Source organism: Streptomyces sp. 147326 (genome assembly GCF_045000215.1).
Lineage (GTDB): Bacteria > Actinomycetota > Actinomycetes > Streptomycetales > Streptomycetaceae > Streptomyces.
Genome location: NZ_CP134201.1, coordinates 6,521,901 through 6,541,048 on the forward strand (window position 1 = coordinate 6,521,901; position 19,148 = coordinate 6,541,048).

The following is a 19,148-nucleotide window of genomic DNA, read 5'->3' on the forward strand; positions in this document are numbered from 1 at the left end:
GTTAACCTTCTTGTCCTGAGGTCGTTCTATCAGGCCGGTTCGAAGCGCACGACGACGGACTTGCTCGCCGGGGTATTGCTGGTGTCCGCGGTGGAGTCCAGCGGGACCAGCACGTTGGTCTCGGGGTAGTACGCGGCGGCGCAGCCGCGGGCCGTCGGGTAGTGCACGACGCGGAAGCCGGGCGCGCGCCGCTCCACGCCGTCCTTCCACTCGCTCACCAGGTCGGTGTACGAGCCGTCGGCCAGACCCAGCTCGGCCGCGTCCTCGGGGTTGACCATGACGACGCGGCGGCCGCCGGTGATGCCCCGGTAGCGGTCGTCGAGGCCGTAGATCGTGGTGTTGTACTGGTCGTGGCTGCGCAGGGTCTGCAGGAGGAGCCGTCCCTGCGGAACCGTGGGGTACTCCACGGGCGCGGCGGTGAAATTGGCCTTGCCGGTGGTGGTGGGGAAGCGGCGCTCGTCGCGCGGGGCGTGCGGCAGCTGGAAGCCGCCGGGCCGGGCCACCCTGGCGTTGAAGTCCTCGAAGCCGGGGACGACGCGGGAGATCCGGTCGCGGATCGAGGCGTAGTCCCGCTCGAACTCCTCCCACGGGGTGGCCGAGGCGGCGCCGAGGACCGCGCGGGCCATACGGGCCACGATCGCGGGCTCGGAGAGCAGGTGCGGGGAGGCGGGGGCGAGGTTGCCGCGGGAGGCGTGGACCATGCCCATGGAGTCCTCGACCGTGACGAACTGCTTCCCGGCGGCCTGCACGTCCTTGTCGGTGCGGCCGAGGGTGGGCAGGATCAGGGCGCGCCGGCCGGTGACCGCGTGAGAGCGGTTCAGCTTGGTGGACACGTGCACGGTCAGGGCGGTGCGGCGGATCGCGGCCTCGGTGACCTCGGTGTCCGGGGTGGCGCCGACGAAGTTGCCGCCCATGGCGAAGAGGACCTTGGCCCTGCCGTCGCGCATCGCCTGGATGGAGCGGACCACGTCGAAGCCGTGCCCGCGCGGCGAGGTGATGCCGAATTCCTGGTCGAGGGCGTCGAGGAAGGCGGGCGCGGGCCGTTCGAAGATCCCCATGGTGCGGTCGCCCTGCACGTTGGAGTGGCCGCGGACCGGGCAGACGCCGGCGCCGGGCCGGCCGATGTTGCCGCGCAGCAGGAGCAGGTTGACGACCTCGCGGATGGTGGCGACGGCGTGCTTGTGCTGGGTGAGGCCCATGGCCCAGCAGACGATGGTGCGCTCCGAGGCCAGGACCATGGCCAGCGCCCGCTCGATCTCCGGCCGGCTCAGGCCGGTCGCGGTCAGGGTCTCCGCCCAGTCGGCCTCCTTGGCGGCGGCGGCGAACTCCTCGTAGCCGTGGGTGTGCTCGCGGATGAAGTCCTCGTCGGTGGCGCCGCCCGCCTCGATGACCAGCTTGTTCAGCAGGCGGAAGAGGGCCTGGTCGCCGCCGATGCGGATCTGCAGGAAGAGGTCGTTGAGGGCGGTGCCCCTGAGCATGCCGAGGGGGGTCTGCGGGTTCTTGAACCGCTCCATGCCGGCCTCGGGCAGCGGATTCACCGAGATGATCTTCGCGCCGGAGGACTTGGCCTGTTCCAGGGCGGAGAGCATGCGCGGGTGGTTGGTGCCCGGGTTCTGCCCGGCGACGATGATCAGGTCGGCCCGGTGGAGGTCCTCCAGGGAGACGCTGCCCTTGCCGATGCCGATGGTCTCGTTCAGCGCGGAGCCCGAGGACTCGTGGCACATGTTCGAGCAGTCGGGCAGGTTGTTCGTGCCGAACTCGCGGGCGAAGAGCTGGAAGAGGAACGCGGCCTCGTTGCTGGTGCGGCCCGAGGTGTAGAAGAGGGCCTCGTCGGGGGAGGCGAGGGCGGTCAGCTCCTCGGCGATGACCGCGAAGGCCCGCTCCCAGCTGATCGCCTCGTACCGGTCGCCGCCCTCCGGCAGATACACGGGCTGCGTGATCCGGCCCTGCTGCCCCAGCCAGTAGCCGGAGCGGGTGGCCAGGTCGGCCAGCGGATGCGCGGCGAAGAACTCCGGGGTGACCCGGCGCAGGGTGGCCTCCTCCGCGACGGCCTTGGCGCCGTTCTCACAGAACTCGGCCGTGTGCCGCTTGTCGCCCTCGGGCCAGGCGCAGCCCGGGCAGTCGAAGCCGTCCTTCTGGTTGACCTTGAGCAGGGTGCGGGCGGTGCGGGCCACGCCCATCTGCTGCTGGGCGATCCTCAGGGTGTGCCCGATGGCGGGCAGCCCCGCGGCCGCGTGTTTGGGGGGCGCGACCTGCGGAGCATCCTGTACCGGATCACCTGCGGGCGGCTTGGTGGCCATGACGCTCCCCTTTGAACAGTCCTGTCGTATACACCGATCCTGTCACGCTCCGCCGACATCGCCGACGGCGGATTTGCCCCTCCACTCGGCCCGTCCGGTTTTGTCGGTGGGGGCGCCTAGGATCGGGGGCGTGGCAGAGACAGCATCGAAGAAGACCGACCAGACGACCGCAGCGGACCGCCCCCGCCTGATGCTCATGGACGGGCACTCCCTGGCGTACAGGGCGTTCTTCGCGCTGCCCGCGGAGAACTTCACGACCGCGACGGGCCAGCCGACCAACGCCATCTACGGCTTCGCGTCCATGCTGGCGAACACGCTGCGCGACGAGGCGCCCACGCACTTCGCGGTGGCGTTCGACGTCTCGCGCAAGACGTGGCGCTCGACGGAGTTCCCCGAGTACAAGGCGAACCGCTCCAAGACCCCCGACGAGTTCAAGGGGCAGGTCGAGCTGATCGGCGAGCTGCTCGACACGATGCACGTGCCGCGCTTCGCGGTCGACGGCTTCGAGGCCGACGACGTGATCGCGACCCTGGCGACGCAGGCGGAGGCCCTCGGCTTCGACGTGCTGATCGTCACCGGCGACCGGGACTCCTTCCAGCTGGTGTCCGAGCACACCACCGTGCTCTACCCGACCAAGGGAGTCTCCGAGCTCACCCGGTTCACGCCGGAGAAGGTCGAGGAGAAGTACGGGCTCACCCCGCAGCAGTACCCGGACTTCGCGGCCCTGCGCGGCGACCCGTCCGACAACCTGCCGGGCATCCCCGGCGTCGGCCCGAAGACCGCCACCAAGTGGATCACCGAGTTCGGGTCGTTCGCCGCGCTCGTGGAGCGCGCCGAGGAGGTCAAGGGCAAGGCCGGGCAGGCCCTCCGGGACCACCTGGAGGCCGTCAAGCTCAACCGGGTCCTGACCGAGATGGTCAAGGACGTGGAGCTGCCCAAGACCCCCGCCGACCTGGCGCGCGTCGCGTACGACCGGACCGCCATGCTCGGCGTGCTGGACGTACTGGAGATCCGCAACGCCTCGCTGCGCGAGCGGCTGCTCGCCGTGGACCCGGGCGCGGCCGAGGAGGAGCCCCCGGCTCCGGCGGCCGGCGTGGAGCTGGACGCCTCCGTACTGGGCACGGGCGAGCTGGCGCCGTGGCTGGAGGCCCATGCGGGCGGACCGCTGGGCATCGCGACCGTCGACAGCTGGGCGCTGGGCGCCGGCCGGATCACCGAGGTCGCGCTGGCCGCGGCCGGCGGGGCGGCCGCCTGGTTCGAGCCGCTGTCGCTGGACGAGGCCGACGAGCTGGCCTTCCGTGCCTGGGCCTCGGACGGGGCCCGCCCCAAGGTCGTGCACAACGCGAAGGCGCTGTGGAGGGTCTTCCCCGAGCACGGCTGGTCGCTGGCCGGAGTGTCCATGGACACCGCGCTCGCCGCGTACCTGGTCAAGCCGGGCCGCCGGTCCTTCGGCCTGGACGTCCTGTCCATGGAGTACCTGCACCGCGAGCTGGCGCCCGCCGCCGCCGACGGCCAGCTGGCCTTCGGCGCCGACGACACGGCCGAGGCCGAGGCGCTGATGGCGCAGGCCCGCGCGGTCCTCGACCTCGGCGACGCCTTCACCGACAAGCTCTCCGAGGCGGGCGCCGCCGAGCTGCTGCACGACATGGAGCTGCCGACCTCCGAGCTCCTCGCCCGGATGGAACGGTCCGGCATCGCCGCCGACCGGGACCACCTGGAGGCGATGGAGCAGCAGTTCGCCGGCGCCGTGCAGCAGGCGGTGAAGGAGGCGCACGCGGCCGTCGGCCACGAGTTCAACCTCGGCTCGCCCAAGCAGCTCCAGGAGGTCTTCTTCGGCGAGCTGGACCTGCCGAAGACGAAGAAGACCAAGACCGGGTACACCACGGACGCGGACGCGCTGGCCTGGCTGGCCACGCAGACCGACCACGAACTGCCCGTGATCATGCTCCGCCACAGGGAGCAGGCCAAGCTGCGCGTCACCGTCGAGGGCCTGGTCAAGACCATCGCCGCCGACGGCCGGGTGCACACCAGCTTCAGCCAGACCGTCGCCGCGACCGGCCGGCTGTCCTCCACCGACCCCAACCTGCAGAACGTGCCGGTGCGCACCGACGAGGGCCGGGCCATCCGCCGCGGCTTCGTCGTCGGCGAGGGCTTCGAGTCCCTCATGACGGCCGACTACAGCCAGATCGAGCTGCGCGTCATGGCCCACCTCTCCGAGGACGAGGGCCTGATCGAGGCCTTCGCGACCGGCGAGGACCTGCACACCACCGTCGCCTCCCAGGTGTTCGGCGTGGAGCGGTCCCAGGTCGACGCCGAGATGCGCCGCAAGATCAAGGCCATGTCGTACGGCCTCGCGTACGGGCTCTCCGCCTTCGGTCTCGCCCAGCAGCTGAACATCGAGCCCGCCGAGGCGCGCGGCCTGATGGAGACCTTCTTCGAGCGCTTCGGCGGGGTCCGCGACTACCTGCAGCGCGTCGTGGACGAGGCCCGCGCCACCGGATACACGGCGACGGTCTTCGGCCGCCGCCGGTACCTGCCCGACCTCAACAGCGACAACCGCCAGCGCCGCGAGGCCGCCGAGCGGATGGCGCTCAACGCCCCGATCCAGGGCACGGCCGCCGACATCGTCAAGGTCGCGATGCTGCGCGTGGACCAGGCGATCACCGGGGCCGGCCTGCAGTCGCGGATGCTGCTCCAGGTCCACGACGAAATCGTGCTGGAGATCGCCCCGGGCGAGCGGAAGCAGGTCGAGGAGCTGGTGCGGCGCGAGATGGGCGCCGCCGTCGAGCTCCGGGCCGCGCTGGACGTGTCCGTGGGCGTAGGCCCGGACTGGGAGTCCGCCGCGCACTGAGGCCCGTACGGCCTAGCGCCCGTCCCCGCTCAGGCGGTGGGGACGGGCGTCCGCGTTTCCTCGTCCGTACGGGCGCGGTCGCCGCGGTGCCGCAGCCGTACGAGCACCCCGTACAGCAGCAGGGCCACGGCGAGGCCGCCGCCCGCGCCGAAACAGACGGTCGGGATGATGTCGAGCGGCGTACGGATCCGGTCGAAGAAGGTGAAGAAGCGGATCACGCGCATCGTGACCCCGACCGCCACGCACCCCACCACCAGGGCGAGCGCGCCCCAGATCTCCGCCCGGCCGAGCACCGGCACGGAGGCGGGGGCGGGGGAGGCGGGCAGCCGCCGCAGGGCGGTCACCGTGAACCAGAGCAGCGCGCAGGCCGCGACCGCCGAAGTGCCGTACTGCAGGTACGAGTAGAGGGGCAGGCCGAAGGCGAGGGGCTCCTCCAGCTCCGGCAGCGCGTTCGTTCCCCAGCGGTCGCCGTGCGTGAAGCTGTCCCACACCACGTGCGTGAGGGAACCGACGACGGCCGAGGCGTAGAACCAGGCGGCGAGCGCGGGCAGTCGGCGTGCGCTCCAGTGCTCGCCGCGTACGAACGCGTGGACACGGCCCCGCCAGCCGCGCGGCAGCAGCGCGATCAGCGGCTCGCGCAGCAGCAGCCAGCACCCCACGAGGGCGGCGGTGAGCACGGCGTCCAGGGTGAACACCCCCGGCAGCGAGTGCGTGAAGCTCCCGTAGGCCATCACGCCCCCGACGATCGCGTCCGTGAAGTAGAAGGTGTCCGGCGCGAACGACCCGAGGACCAGGGCCGAGGCGACGAGGGGGCCGCGCGCACGCCCGGTCCGGCGGATGGCCGGCAGTACCGCGGCCGCATGGCTGAGAGTGAACGGCATGGCACTTCTCCTGGACGAACTCGTGGATGTTCCCGTAGACCTTCTCGGGGGTGTTCCTTACTTCGGGCCAATGCGCCCGAAGGGTCCAGACAGTATGCGTGACCTGCGCACGGGCGTGGCGATGTGGTGAATTCCGGCCCGCTGTCCGTGCTCATTGCAGGGAGTTGACGTATGGTCACGCGGACGTCGAGGGGGAGGGGTCCGGCTCATGTCGGCTCGAATAATCGGACGCAGGCTGCGCAAGGGGGCGGCAGCCGCCCTGGTCTCCGCGCTGGTGGCCGCGGCGCTGACCGCTTCGCAGGGGCCGGCGGGCGCCGGGGAGGACCTGACGGCCGCGATCGGTGAGGGCGAGCAGGCCCTCCCGGCGGAGGCGAGTGGCGGCGGCGACACCGCGTACTTCACCGAACTCCCGCCGCTGGCGAGCCCGGAGCCGCCGGCCGTGCTGCTGCCGGACGAGGCCCAGACCGCGCAGCCGCAGGCTCCGGAGCCGGCGGCGGTGCCGGCGGGCGCCGGAACCGGACCGGCCGAAGGGGCCCAGGGGATACCGGCGAGCGTGCTCGCTGCCTACCTGCGGGCGGAGAAGACGGTGGGGCAGAGCGACCCCGGATGCGGACTGCGCTGGCAACTCCTCGCGGCGATCGGCAAGGTGGAGTCCGGTCAGGCGCGCGGCGGCCAGGTCGACGCGGCCGGGACGACGCTGCGGCCGATCCTGGGGCCGGTCCTCGACGGCAACGGCTTCGCGAACATCTCGGACACGGACGGCGGGGCCTACGACGGGGACGCCCGGTACGACCGGGCGGTCGGGCCGATGCAGTTCATCCCCTCCACGTGGGCGGCATGGGGCCAGGACGCGGACGGCGACGGCCGGCGCAACCCGAACAACGTGCACGACGCGGCCCTCGCGGCCGGGCGGTACCTGTGCGCGGGCACCCGGGACCTGCGGACGGATGCGGACCTGGACCGGGCGGTGCTCTCCTACAACCACTCCACGGAGTACCTGCGGACGGTCCGGTCCTGGTTCACGTACTACCTCAAGGGCACGCACGAGGTCCCGGACAGCGCCGGCACGGGGGCGGGCACCCCCACGGCACCGACACCGAAGCCCACACCCACCCCGAAGCCCACGCCCACACCCACACCCACGCCGAGCCCGACGCCCACCCCGTCGCCGGACCCGAAGCCCACGCCGACTCCGACGCCGACGCCGGACCCGACGCCGGACCCGAAGCCGACGCCCACGCCGACTCCCGTCCCGACGCCGACTCCCGTCCCGACGCCGACACCGACTCCCACACCCACGCCGGACCCGAAGCCGACGCCCACGCCGAGCACGACCCCCACGCCGAAGCCGAGCCCCTCCGCCAGCGTTCGTCCCACGCCCACGCCCACGGCGTCCGGCAAGGCGAGCCCCGTCCCCTCGCCGAGCCTGACCGGAACCCTCTAGCCGGTCGACTCGGGAGCGAAGTCCAGGTTGGCGAGCACCCACGCGAAGAAGACCGCGGCGAGGCCGAGCAGCTCGATCACGATCAGCAGGACGGCCGAGGCGATGTCCGCACCGAGGGTCCCGCGCCGCCCGGTGTGGACGGTCGGAGCGGTCATGCCCGCCAGCCCGCCCGGGGACGGGCGCCCGGACATGAGTACGGGTACTCAGAGGAGGAGCCGCGTCCTGCCCTGAAAGCGCAGGCCCAGACGGTTCTCATCTCGCCTCCGCATTGCTACGGTGCCTGCGCCCTGACGCCCTATCAGATTCCGGAGGCCCGGCATGCGCGCACTCATCGCCGCCGCCAGCGGGCTCGTCCTCGCGGTACTCCTCGTCCTCGCCGTCACGGCGTTCGGGGCGCCCGAGGGCAAGACCTCACCCAGGCCCCTGCTCACCACCGCGCCCCCCGCGCCCGGAAAGTAGAGGAGGGCCCGGCCTTGCGACGCAGAGCGAGCCTTGTCCTGCTGGCCCTAGCCGTGTTCTGCGCAGCCCTCGCGCCGCTGCTGCGCTGGTACGCGTACCCCCGCCTCGCCAAGATCCCGCCGAGCCAGTACCAGGAGATGGTCCTGGAGGCTAAGGACGCGACCCTGCTCGACTACACCGGGGGCATGCAGCCCAAGAAGGTCGACAAGGTCACGATCGTCCAGACCCTCAAGGGGAACGTGGAGGCGTCGAAGGAGATCGAGTCGAGCGCGGGCAAGGACGTCGTCGTCTGGGACACGCTGTCCTACATCATCGGACCCGACGGCAAGATGGTCTCCCAGATCCCCGAGCGCTACATCTTCGACGCCCACACCCAGGACCCGGTGCACGCCACCGGGGAGATGGTCGACGGGGACGCCGTCAAGCGCGAGGGCATCGAGTTCAAGTGGCCGTTCTTCACCGAGCCGCGTGACTACCTGTACTTCGACGCGCAGACCCGCACCTCCTCGCCGATCCACTACGTCGGACCGCGCACCTTCAAGGGCATGGACGTCTACTACTTCGAGCAGACGATCCCCTGGACCAAGGTCGCCATGCCGAAGAAGATGCCGATCGAGGGCATCGACCCGTCGACGATCGAGGCCGCCACCGGAACCACCCTCTGGTACACCGCCGAGGTGAGGTTCTGGGTCGACCCGGTGACCGGGGCGCCGGTCAACGCCGAGCAGGACATCCAGCAGGAGATGCGGGGCGGCATCGCGGCGGGCGGACCCGACGGCAAGCTCACCGCCTTCGCCGGGCACGTGACGATGCGCGAGGACTACTCCGACTACACCGTCGACCTGGTCAAGTCGAACCGTACGAAGGTCCTCGCACTGCACACCTACGCGCCGATCGGCCTGGCGGCCGGCGGGCTCGCGCTGCTGGGGCTCGCGCTGTGGCTGGAGGCCCGCGCCCGCCGGGTGCGGGAAGAAGGGGAAGAGGTCAGCGCCTGAGCCGGGCGTTCGTGTGGCGGGTGGGCTCGGCGGTGGCCGGGTCCTCCGGCCAGGGGTGCTTGGGGTAGCGGCCGCGCAGCTCGGCACGGACGGCGCGGTAGCCGCCCTGCCAGAAGGAGGCGAGGTCGGCGGTGACGGCGGCGGGCCGTCCGGCGGGCGACAGCAGGTGCACCAGCACCGGCACACCGGCCACCTTCGGGGTCTCGGCCAGCCCGAACAGCTCCTGGAGCTTCACCGCGAGCACCGGTTGCCCGTGCTCGGCGGAGTAGTCCAGCCGGATCCGGGATCCGCTGGGGACCTCCAGCCGTTCCGGAGCCAGCTCGTCCAGCCGGGCGGCCTCACCGGTGGCCCACGGCAGCAGCCGGTTCAGCGCCTGCCCGGCGTCGATCCGCCCCAGGTCCGCACGGCGCCGGGCCCGCGACAGCTCGGGTTCCAGCCAGTCGTCGGCGCGGTCCAGCAGGGCTCCGTCCTCTTCTACGTCGGGCCACGCGCCGCCGAGCGTGCGGTGCAGGAAGCCCAGCCGGGCCCGAAGTGTCTGCGCGTCCGGGGACCAGCGCAGCAGGCCGAGGCCCTCGGAGCGGAGCCCGTCGAGCAGGGCGGCCCGTACGAGCGCCGGGGCGGGGCTGCGCAGCGGGCGCACGGCCAGCTCGATCGCCCCGAGCCGCTGCACCGCGCGGGCGATCAGGTCCCCTTCCTCCCAGCGCACCTCTTCGCCCTCGGTCCGCAGGTGGGCGGCGGCGGCCAGGGCGGTGTCCTCGTCGATGACCGCGGCCAGCCGGATGCGGGCGGAGGCGGAGTGCGGGGGCCTGTCGGCGACGGCCACGGCCAGCCAGGGCGCGCGGCGCAGGCCCGAGCCGTCGCCGAGCTCGGCCCCGGTCCCGGAGGCCATCAGGAAGGCCCCTTCGCCCTTGGCCTTCGCGACCCGCTCCGGAAACGCGAGGGCGGCGACGAGCCCGGCGGCGCCATCGTCGGGCACGGCGCCGCTGCCGGGACTCCGCCCCAGACCCCGCGCCTCAAACGCCGCCGGGGCTGAAGAATCAGCCCCGGCGGCGTTTGAGGCGCGGGGGTCCGGGGGCGGAGCCCCCGCCGGGTCCGGGGCGGAGCCCCGGGACGGGGGGCTGGGGGCGGAGCCCACAGTTTCGGGATGGGGCGGGGTGGGGGAGAGCCCCGCAGGGTCCCGGACGGCACGGTCCAGGCGGGTGACCTCCGTGCGCCAGCGGGCCGCGTAGGCATCGCCGCCCCGCCGGGCCTGCCGCCAGGCCGCGGCCAGGTCGTCCCCGTACTCGCGCGGCGGCTCCTCGCTGAGCAGGGCCACCAGCTCCGCCGCCCGCCGGGCACCGAGCGCGGCCGAGCCGTCCAGCAGGGCGCGGGCCAGCCGCGGGTGCAGCCCGAGCCGGGCCATCCGCAGCCCCCGGGCAGTGGGCCGGCCGGCCCCGTCCACCGCGCCGACCGCCACCAGCACCTCCCGCGCCGCCGCCATCGCCCCGGCCGGCGGCGGGTCCAGCAGGGCCAGACCGGCCGCGTCCGGGTCGCCCCAGCACGCCGCCTGCAGGGCGAACTGCGCCAGGTCGGCAATGCGTATCTCCGGCGACGGGAACGCCGGCAGCCGGCCGTCCTCCGCCTCGGCCCAGCAGCGGTACACCGCTCCCGGCGCCTCGCGTCCGGCCCGCCCCGCCCGCTGCCGCCCGGCCGCGCGGGAGGCCCGTACGGTCGCCAGCGCGCCCAGCCCCCGGGCATGGTCCACCCGGGGCTCGCGGGCCAGCCCCGAGTCCACCACCACCCGTACCCCGGGAACGGTCAGGCTCGACTCCGCCACCGCGGTGGAAAGGATCACCCGGCGGTGGTCCGAGGCCGTCAGCGCCGCGTCCTGCACGGCCGCCGGGGCCCGGCCGTGGATCTGCAGCACCTCCGCGTCCACGCCGCCCAGCTGCCCGGCGACGCGGGCGATCTCGCCGACGCCGGGCAGGAAGCACAGGACGTCGCCCGCGCGCTCCGCCAGGGCCCGCCGCACCACCGAGGCCACGTGCGTCAGCTGCGCCGGATCCACCCGCATCCCGTGCGGGGGCCGCACCGGCCGGGCCGGCGGGGCCCACACGGTCTCCACCGGATACGAGACCCCCGCGGCCTCCACCACCGGCGCGTCGCCGGGACCGCCACGGCCGAGTACGCGCGCCCAGCCGGCCGCGTCGGTCGTCGCCGAGGCCGCCACGAGCCGGAGCTCGGGGCGCAGGGTTTCCCGTACGTCGAGGAGGAAGGCGGCGACCGTGTCGGCGTCCAGGTGCCTCTCGTGGCACTCGTCCAGGACCACCACGTCCACACCGGCCAGCTCCTGGTCGCGCTGGAGCCGCTGGAGCAGCACCCCGGTGGTGACCACCTCCACCACCGTGCCGGGACCCGCCACCCGCTCCCCGCGCACCGTGAAGCCGACCGAGCCGCCGACGGCCTCGCCCAGCAGCCAGGCCATGCGCCGGGCCGCGGCCCGGGCGGCGATCCGCCGCGGCTCGGCGACCACGACCCGGCGCCGGGGTCCGCCGTCCACCAGCCCCGCCAGCACCAGCGGCACCAGCGTGGTCTTGCCGGTGCCGGGCGGGGCGCAGAGCACCGCGGCGCCGTGGCCGTCCAGCGCGGAGACCAGCGCGGGCACGGCCTCTCTTACGGGGAGGGCGTCGAGGGCGGCCTGGCGGATCAAGGGATCAGGCCCTCTCGCACACGAAGATCGCGGTGCCCGGGATCAGGCTGCCGCGCAGCGGGGACCAGCCGCCCCACTCCTGGCCGTTCCACTCGGGCCACTCCGGCTCGACCAGGTCGACCAGGCGGAAGCCGCCCGCCACCACGTCGCGGACCCGGTCGCCGAGGGTGCGGTGGTGCTCGACGTACACCGCGCGCCCCTGCTCGTCCTGCTCCACGTACGGGGTCCGGTCGAAGTAGGAGGCGGCGACGGACAGCCCCTCGGGGCCGGGCTCGTCGGGGAAGGCCCAGCGGATGGGGTGGGTGACGGAGAAGACCCAGCGGCCGCCGGGGCGCAGGACGCGGTGCACCTCGCGCATGACGTTGACCGGGTCGGCGACGAAGGGGACGGCGCCGTAGGCGGAGCAGGCGAGGTCGAAGGAGCCGTCGCGGAAGGGGAGCCTTCCGGCGTCGGCCTCGACCAGGGGCACGTCGTCGCCGATGCGCAGGGCGTGCTGGAGCTGGCGGTGGGAGAGGTCGAGGGCCACGGAGCGGGCGCCCTGCGCGGCCAGCCAGCGCGAGCACTGGGCGGCGCCGGCGCCGATCTCCAGGACGTCCTTGCCCTTGAGGGAGCCGGCGGGTCCGAGGAGGGCCGCCTCCGCCTCGTCCAGTCCTTCCGGTCCCCATACGAAGCGGTCGTCGCCGAGGAAGGCGCCGTGCTCGCTCTGGTACTCGTCGGCGTTGCGGTCCCACCAGCCACGGCTCGCCCGGCTGCTCTCCGCTTCCCCCGCGTCACGCCGTGTGGCCTCGGCGTCTTCCACGGAGCCCGGATCGGCTTCGTGCGCGTCTTCGGAGGCGTAGTCCTCTTGGTTCATGGGGCCCGTCGTCGTAGTCTGCGAATGTCTTCAGAAAGTGGCAGGAAGCGTCAGGAAGGCGCTCCGGCCCAAGAATTGTGCCGGTTGTGCGGTGATCCGCCCGGGGTGTGCGCCTTCGCGCATTGACCCTGTCCGGCCGCCCCCGTATGCTACAAGTTGCGCTGCGAGCCTGTGCTCCTCAGACCTAGCAGGCTGCGCTTGTATCTGTTGATGTCCCCTCGGTTTTCGAGGCCCCGCCGCGTTTCGGAACGGGGGTCTCCATGGCTGTCCGGCTTCGGCAGATGCCGATAAGGGCTCCCGGCGTAGCAGTACCTACGACTTCTGTCCGTAACCGGAGCCCTTTCCCACATGACGAGCAGCACCGAGACCACCGCCACCACTCCGCAGGTTGCGGTCAACGACATCGGCGACGCGGACGCGTTCCTCGCGGCGATCGACGAGACGATCAAGTACTTCAACGATGGCGACATCGTCGACGGCGTCATCGTCAAGGTTGACCGGGACGAGGTTCTCCTCGACATCGGTTACAAGACCGAAGGCGTCATCCCGAGCCGCGAGCTCTCGATCAAGCACGACGTCGACCCGAACGAGGTCGTCAAGGTCGGCGACGAGATCGAGGCCCTGGTCCTCCAGAAGGAGGACAAGGAAGGCCGCCTGATCCTCTCGAAGAAGCGCGCTCAGTACGAGCGTGCCTGGGGCACCATCGAGAAGATCAAGGAAGAAGACGGCATCGTCACCGGTACCGTCATCGAGGTCGTCAAGGGTGGTCTCATCCTCGACATCGGCCTCCGCGGCTTCCTGCCGGCCTCTCTCGTCGAGATGCGTCGCGTCCGCGACCTCCAGCCCTACGTGGGCAAGGAGCTCGAGGCGAAGATCATCGAGCTCGACAAGAACCGCAACAACGTGGTTCTGTCGCGCCGCGCCTGGCTCGAGCAGACCCAGTCCGAGGTTCGCCAGACGTTCCTCACCACCCTGCAGAAGGGTCAGGTCCGCTCCGGCGTCGTCTCCTCGATCGTCAACTTCGGTGCCTTCGTGGACCTGGGTGGCGTCGACGGTCTCGTGCACGTCTCCGAGCTGTCCTGGAAGCACATCGACCACCCGTCCGAGGTTGTCGAGGTCGGCCAGGAGGTCACCGTCGAGGTTCTCGACGTTGACATGGACCGCGAGCGCGTCTCCCTGTCGCTGAAGGCGACGCAGGAGGACCCGTGGCAGCAGTTCGCCCGGACCCACCAGATCGGTCAGGTCGTCCCGGGTAAGGTCACCAAGCTGGTTCCGTTCGGTGCGTTCGTCCGCGTGGACGAGGGCATCGAGGGTCTGGTCCACATCTCCGAGCTGGCCGAGCGCCACGTGGAGATCCCGGAGCAGGTCGTCCAGGTCAACGACGAGATCTTCGTCAAGGTCATCGACATCGACCTCGAGCGTCGCCGGATCTCGCTGTCGCTGAAGCAGGCCAACGAGTCCTTCGGTACCGACCCGGCGTCGGTCGAGTTCGACCCGACCCTGTACGGCATGGCCGCGTCCTACGACGACCAGGGCAACTACATCTACCCCGAGGGCTTCGACCCCGAGACCAACGACTGGCTCGAGGGCTACGAGAAGCAGCGCGAGGCCTGGGAGACCCAGTACGCCGAGGCGCAGCAGCGCTTCGAGCAGCACCAGGCCCAGGTCATCAAGAGCCGCGAGGCCGACGAGGCCGCTGCTGCCGAGGGCGCTGCCGCCCCGGCCGCCGGTGGCAACGCCGGTGCGGGCATCTCGGGTGGTTCGTACTCCTCGGAGTCGGACGAGACCTCCGGCGCCCTGGCGTCGGACGAGGCCCTGGCCGCGCTCCGCGAGAAGCTTGCCGGCGGCCAGAGCTGATCGCAGCGCGCATCACACTCCGGTGTGAGCAGAGCTGAGTTGAGTTGAACGGTGAGGCCCGTCCCCTTCGGGGGGCGGGCCTCACCGCGTTTCGCCGCGGGGGCGCTGCCGCAGCGCGGTTGGACCCCCTTGGACCGCCGTTGGACCGCCGTTGATCCGTTGCGGTCCCGTGAATGCGGCCAACTGGGGAATGGTGGCGCGGTCTTGGACGTTCTTGGCAGAGAACGCGGCGAGGAGGAGTGGTGGCGGTGCTTGATCCACAGGGTTTGTACGAATGGGATGCCAAGGGCCTGGCGGTGGCCGACCTGGCGGTCGCCCAGGACTCGGCCGGGCTGGTCATGCTGTACCACTTCGAGGGGTACATCGACGCGGGTGAGGCCGGCGAGCAGATCGTCGAGCGGCTGCTGGACACCCTGCCCCACCAGGTGGTCGCCCGGTTCGACGCGGACCGGCTGGTGGACTACCGGGCACGCCGCCCGCTGCTGACCTTCCAGCGCGACCACTGGACGGAGTTCGAGGAGCCCCGGCTGGAGGTCCGGCTGGTCCAGGACGCCACCGGAGCCCCCTTCCTGCTGCTGTCCGGCCCGGAGCCGGACGTGGAGTGGGAGCGCTTCTCCGTCGCCGTCCGGCAGATCGTCGAACGCCTCGGGGTCCGGCTCTCGGTCAACTTCCACGGCATCCCGATGGGCGTTCCGCACACCCGTCCCGTGGGCATCACCCCGCACGGCAACCGGACCGACCTCATGCCCGGCCACCGCAGCCCCTTCGACGAGGCGCAGGTCCCGGGCAGCGCGGAGTCCCTCGTGGAGTTCCGCCTGGCTCAGGCCGGGCACGACGTGCTGGGCGTCGCCGCGCACGTACCGCACTACGTCGCGCGCTCCCCGTACCCGGACGCCGCGCTGACGGTGCTGGAGGCGATCACGGCGGCGACCGGGCTGGTCCTGCCGGCCGTGGCGCACGCGCTGCGGACCGAGGCGCACCGCACGCAGACGGAGATCGACCGGCAGATCCGGGAGGGCGACGAGGAGCTGGTCAGCCTGGTGCAGGGGCTGGAGCACCAGTACGACGCGGCCGCCGGAGCCGAGACCCGGGGCAACATGATCGCCGAGCCCGCGGAGATTCCGTCGGCGGACGAGATCGGGCGCGAGTTCGAGCGGTTCCTGGCGGAGCGCGAGGGCGAGAACTGACGCCGACGGGGCTGTAGGGGCGCCGGTGGCGGGGTCTAGGCTGCGGGCATGCTGAAAGTGGGCCTGACGGGCGGAATCGGTGCCGGCAAGAGCGAGGTTTCGCGACTGCTGGCGGGGTACGGGGCGATCGTCGTCGACGCCGATCGGATCGCGCGCGAGGTCGTGGAGCCCGGTACGCCGGGGCTCGCGGCCGTCGTGGCGGCCTTCGGGGAGTCGGTGCTGACCGCCGACGGGGTGCTGGACCGACCGAAGCTCGGGTCCATCGTGTTCTCGGACCCGGCGAAGCTCCAGACGCTGAACGCGATCGTGCACCCGCTGGTCGGGGCCCGGTCGGCCGAGCTGGAGGCCGCCGCGGGCGCCGACGCGATCGTGGTGCACGACGTGCCGCTGCTCGCGGAGAACGGCCTGGCGCCGCTCTACGACCTGGTGGTCGTGGTGGACGCGGCGCCGGCGACGCAGCTGGCGCGGCTGACGGCGCTGCGCGGGATGGCCGAGGAGGAGGCGCGGGCCCGGATGGCCGCGCAGGCCGCGCGGGAGCAGCGGCTCGCGGTGGCGACCCTCGTGATCGACAACGACGGGCCCCTGGAGGCGCTGGAGCCGCAGGTGCGCAAGGTGTGGGAGGAGCTCACGGCGCGGGCCGCCGACGCCACCGCCTGACGTGTGCATGGAATACCGGCCGTGGTGGGGGCGTTGAACGCGCTCGTAGAGGGAAGGATTTCGACGTGTCCGAGACCACGCGCCCCACGCCGTCCAGCCCGGAGACCCACGTCATCGACTACCGGGCCGCCGAGCATCTGCTGGCCGCACGCGACCCGCGCGGCGCGGTCAAGCTGCTCGACTCGGTCATAGCGGCCCACCCGGAGAACACGGCGGCGCGGCTGCTGCGGGCCCGGGCCTTCTTCGCCGCTGCCCAACTGCGTCCGGCGGAGCTGGAGTTCGAGCTGGTGCTGGAGCGGGAGCCGGACAACGCCTTCGCCCACTTCGCGCTGGCCCGTACCCATGAGCGCGCGGGCCGGCCCGAGCAGGCGCGCAAGCACTTCCGCCTGGCCGCCGCCCTCGACCCGCAGCCGGAGTACCTGGCGGCGGCCCGTTTCGAGGACCAGGCCTGAGCCGACCGCCCACCGGCCGACCGCCCACCCGCCGACGACCCGTCGGCCGCCGGTTCACCGGCCGCGGGGCGGCTCGTACGGCGGGATGTCCCGGCCCGGCTGGTAGTGCGGCCCCTGCCGGATGTGGCGCACGATCATGGCCAGGTCCACGGCCACGATGACCGCCAGGGCCCCGCAGGCGGCCGCCCATCCGGGACGGCCCGCCAGCGCGAAGGCGGCCGTCCCGGCGGCGGCCCAGATCAGCCCCCAGACACCCAGCCAGAACCGCAGTCGCAGCGGACTGCGCGCGGTCACCGGCTCATTTCCGGAACGCATGGTCATCGCCTCTCATGTCCATGGTCCCACTCCGGCCGGCCGGCGGCCGGGACGTGGCCCGGCTACGGGTTGAGCTTGTTCACGGCCGTCGTGGTCGTCTTCTTGAACGCGGCGACCGGGGCCTGGGACAGGTTGCCCATCTCCCCCCACTTCACGACGGTCACGGTGGAGCCGTCGCGCCCGATCCCGTAGAGGTGCACGCCCGGCTCCGAGTCGGGGACCGAGGTGTGGACCCCGTAGACGTGCGCGCCCTCCTCGACGGGGAGCGTTCCGTAGTCCTCCCAGGAGGCGGTACCGCCCGGGGTCGTCCGCAGCCAGTCGGCGGCGCAGGCCGCGACCTGGCGCTCCAGCGTGCCGACGAGCTCGGCGGCGGCGGAGGCCGAGGAGGACCGTACGGAGACCTGCACGGCGCCGGTGTCGAACTCGGTGCCGAAGGCGCGGTGCCAGCTGCCCGCCGCGGGAAGCACGCCGTCCAGGCAGAACGGCGCGAACTCGGGCAGCCCCTTGGTGACCTTGCCCGGGTACCAGGCCGAGCCGGGGTGCGGCGGCAGGTCTGCGCCGGCCAGGAAGCCGGGCGGGACGGGCGTCGCGGTGGCGGCCGCGGCGGAGGCCGAGGTGGTGAGGACGAAGGCGGTCGCCGCCGCGACGAGCGCGGTGGCGAGGGTGGCGACGGTGTCGGTGCGTCGGAACATGAACGGTCTCCCCGTGAGTGGTTCGGTATGCCTGACGATCCTGTTCCCCGGGCCGCCCGGCCGGCCACGGTTTGGGGCGAATTCGGGACGCTGGAACGGCCGTACGCACTGTCACCTGGGGGAACACCTCAGGCATGGAACGCAGTCACGGGACGCTGGACGGGGGAACGCGGTGAGCGAGGCCGAGAATTTCGCGCGGCTGATGCGGGAGCTGAAGGAGCGCGGGGGGCTGAGTTACGGGGCCCTGGCGCGCCGCCTGCACACGAGTACGTCGACCTTGCACCGCTACTGCAACGGGGATGCGCTGCCGGCGGAGTTCGCGGTGGTGGACCGCTTCGCACGGGCCTGCGGGGCATCGCCGGGGGAGGCGGTGGACCTGCACCGGGCGTGGCTGCTGGCGGACGCGCGGCGGCGCGCGGGGGCGCCACCGGAGCCGGGGCCGGGGGCGAAGTCGGAGCCGGAGTCGGAGCCCGAGTCGGAGCCTGAGTCGGAGGCCGAGTCGGGGCCGGGGTCGGAGCCCGCCGTCGTCGTCGTGGGGGAGCCGGCCGTCGTCGCGGAGCCTGCGGGCGGCAGGCCCTGGTACCGGAGGCGGGCGGCCGTGGTCACCGCCGCGGGGGTGGCGGCGGGCGCGGTGGCCGTGGCCCTGCTCGCGGCGGCCGGCCCCGAGCCCCGGGCGCCGCGGGCCGGAGCCTGGACGGGGACGACGGGCACGGGGAGTGGGCCCGACGCGGGCACGACGGCGCCCGCGGCATCCGCAGGCGCTTCCGGAACGGCGTCCGCGCCGGCGCCGGCACCGGGGACCACGAACGCACCGGAAACCTCGCCTCCGGCCGGCGGTTCGGGTCCGGCGTCCGTCCACCCGCCCTCGGCCTCACCGCCGGTCCCGGCTCCGCCCGGGGCTCCGGCAGCGCCCCTGAGGGCGGCGGTCCGGTCGCACGTGTGGACCGCGGGCTGTGATCACGCCTACCTGGCCGAGCGGGGTCCGGGATCGGTGCCGCCACCGCCCGTGGAGGCGGACGCGCCCGCCTGGGCGTCGGCGCAGCGCGCCGTGCACGCCGGGAAGCAGATCGTGGAGGTCACCCTGCACGGGACGGGCGCGGGCGCCGTGGTCCTGGAGGACCTGCAGGTCCGCGTGTCAGGCCGCCGTACCCCGCCGGCCTGGAACGTCTACCAGATGTCGCAGGGCTGCGGCGGGGCACTCACCCCGGCCGTCTTCGCCGTCAATCTGGACGCGCCGCGCCCGCTGGCCCGCCCGGTCGCCGGGAACGACGCCGGGGGCACGCTGCCGGCCCCCGCCTTCCCGATGCGCGTCTCGGCGGCCGAACCGGTCGTCCTGCGGGTGGAGGCGGTCGCCACGGGCTGCGACTGCGACTGGTCCCTCGACCTCCGGTGGTCCGCGCCGTCCGGCTCGGGAACCCTCCGCATCGACGACGACGGGCGGCCGCTGCGCACGAGCGCGGCCCCCGGCCGGCCGGTGTACGGGTACGCGGCGGAGCAGGGTCGCTGGGGGCGGTGA

16 protein-coding genes are annotated in these 19,148 nt (G+C 73.0%); 9 read left to right on the forward strand and 7 right to left on the reverse strand.

All coding sequences use genetic code 11. From position 1 onward, the window contains the following. Positions 1-29: 29 nt before the first annotated feature. Positions 30-2,300: an FdhF/YdeP family oxidoreductase gene (locus RIU97_RS29950; protein ID WP_404960713.1), complete on the reverse strand. Its 2,271-nt coding sequence runs from the start codon at positions 2,298-2,300 to the stop codon at positions 30-32. 130 nt (positions 2,301-2,430) lie between these two features. Here RIU97_RS29950 and polA point away from each other — a divergent pair, with 130 nt between their 5' ends. Further along, positions 2,431-5,151 (forward strand): DNA polymerase I, encoded by a 2,721-nt coding sequence (polA, locus tag RIU97_RS29955; protein WP_404960714.1) that lies wholly within the window; start codon positions 2,431-2,433, stop codon positions 5,149-5,151. A gap of 29 nt (positions 5,152-5,180) precedes the next feature. Here polA and RIU97_RS29960 read toward each other — a convergent pair whose 3' ends face one another. Next, complete coding sequence (locus RIU97_RS29960) at positions 5,181-6,032, reverse strand: DUF4184 family protein (RefSeq protein WP_404960715.1); 852 nt, start codon at positions 6,030-6,032, stop codon at positions 5,181-5,183. A gap of 208 nt (positions 6,033-6,240) precedes the next feature. Here RIU97_RS29960 and RIU97_RS29965 point away from each other — a divergent pair, with 208 nt between their 5' ends. After that, positions 6,241-7,476 (forward strand): lytic transglycosylase domain-containing protein, encoded by a 1,236-nt coding sequence (locus RIU97_RS29965; protein WP_404960716.1) that lies wholly within the window; start codon positions 6,241-6,243, stop codon positions 7,474-7,476. On the opposite strand, the gene RIU97_RS29970 is transcribed toward RIU97_RS29965, so the two are convergent. Continuing rightward, entirely contained in the window at positions 7,473-7,631 is a 159-nt protein-coding gene (locus RIU97_RS29970) for a hypothetical protein (RefSeq protein WP_404960717.1), read from the reverse strand. The two genes, RIU97_RS29965 and RIU97_RS29970, sit on opposite strands and share 4 nt — an antisense overlap. A gap of 163 nt (positions 7,632-7,794) precedes the next feature. Here RIU97_RS29970 and RIU97_RS29975 point away from each other — a divergent pair, with 163 nt between their 5' ends. Beyond that, positions 7,795-7,935 (forward strand): SPW_0924 family protein, encoded by a 141-nt coding sequence (locus RIU97_RS29975; protein ID WP_404960718.1) that lies wholly within the window; start codon positions 7,795-7,797, stop codon positions 7,933-7,935. A gap of 14 nt (positions 7,936-7,949) precedes the next feature. Then, positions 7,950-8,930: a DUF3068 domain-containing protein gene (locus RIU97_RS29980; RefSeq protein ID WP_404960719.1), complete on the forward strand. Its 981-nt coding sequence runs from the start codon at positions 7,950-7,952 to the stop codon at positions 8,928-8,930. Here RIU97_RS29980 and RIU97_RS29985 read toward each other — a convergent pair. Together RIU97_RS29985 and RIU97_RS29990 are read right to left on the reverse strand one after the other, a co-directional pair. Next, complete coding sequence (locus tag RIU97_RS29985; protein WP_404960720.1) at positions 8,920-11,619, reverse strand: ATP-dependent RNA helicase; 2,700 nt, start codon at positions 11,617-11,619, stop codon at positions 8,920-8,922. The two genes, RIU97_RS29980 and RIU97_RS29985, sit on opposite strands and share 11 nt — an antisense overlap. Before the next feature lie 4 nt (positions 11,620-11,623). Beyond that, positions 11,624-12,472, reverse strand: coding sequence for a class I SAM-dependent methyltransferase (locus RIU97_RS29990; protein ID WP_404960721.1), 849 nt, complete (start codon positions 12,470-12,472; stop codon positions 11,624-11,626). A gap of 348 nt (positions 12,473-12,820) precedes the next feature. Between RIU97_RS29990 and rpsA the strand changes: the two genes are divergently transcribed. The 4 genes from rpsA (at position 12,821) to RIU97_RS30010 (ending at position 16,625) form a co-directional block, all read left to right on the forward strand. Next, positions 12,821-14,329 (forward strand): 30S ribosomal protein S1, encoded by a 1,509-nt coding sequence (rpsA, locus tag RIU97_RS29995; RefSeq protein WP_404960722.1) that lies wholly within the window; start codon positions 12,821-12,823, stop codon positions 14,327-14,329. Positions 14,330-14,577: 248 nt separating this feature from the next. After that, positions 14,578-15,516 (forward strand): PAC2 family protein, encoded by a 939-nt coding sequence (locus tag RIU97_RS30000; RefSeq protein ID WP_404960723.1) that lies wholly within the window; start codon positions 14,578-14,580, stop codon positions 15,514-15,516. Positions 15,517-15,564: 48 nt separating this feature from the next. After that, positions 15,565-16,173, forward strand: a complete 609-nt coding sequence (gene coaE, locus RIU97_RS30005) for a dephospho-CoA kinase (protein ID WP_404960724.1) — start codon at positions 15,565-15,567, stop codon at positions 16,171-16,173. A 65-nt stretch (positions 16,174-16,238) separates the two neighbouring features. Continuing rightward, on the forward strand, positions 16,239-16,625 hold the full coding sequence (locus RIU97_RS30010; RefSeq protein WP_404960725.1) for a tetratricopeptide repeat protein: 387 nt from the start codon (positions 16,239-16,241) through the stop codon (positions 16,623-16,625). 54 nt (positions 16,626-16,679) lie between these two features. On the opposite strand, the gene RIU97_RS30015 is transcribed toward RIU97_RS30010, so the two are convergent. Continuing rightward, positions 16,680-16,940, reverse strand: a complete 261-nt coding sequence (locus tag RIU97_RS30015; RefSeq protein ID WP_404960726.1) for a DUF6343 family protein — start codon at positions 16,938-16,940, stop codon at positions 16,680-16,682. 62 nt (positions 16,941-17,002) lie between these two features. Further along, entirely contained in the window at positions 17,003-17,632 is a 630-nt protein-coding gene (locus tag RIU97_RS30020) for a hypothetical protein (RefSeq protein WP_404960727.1), read from the reverse strand. A gap of 172 nt (positions 17,633-17,804) precedes the next feature. On the opposite strand from RIU97_RS30020, the gene RIU97_RS30025 reads away from it, so the two are divergent. Further along, on the forward strand, positions 17,805-19,148 hold the full coding sequence (locus RIU97_RS30025) for a helix-turn-helix domain-containing protein (RefSeq protein WP_404960728.1): 1,344 nt from the start codon (positions 17,805-17,807) through the stop codon (positions 19,146-19,148).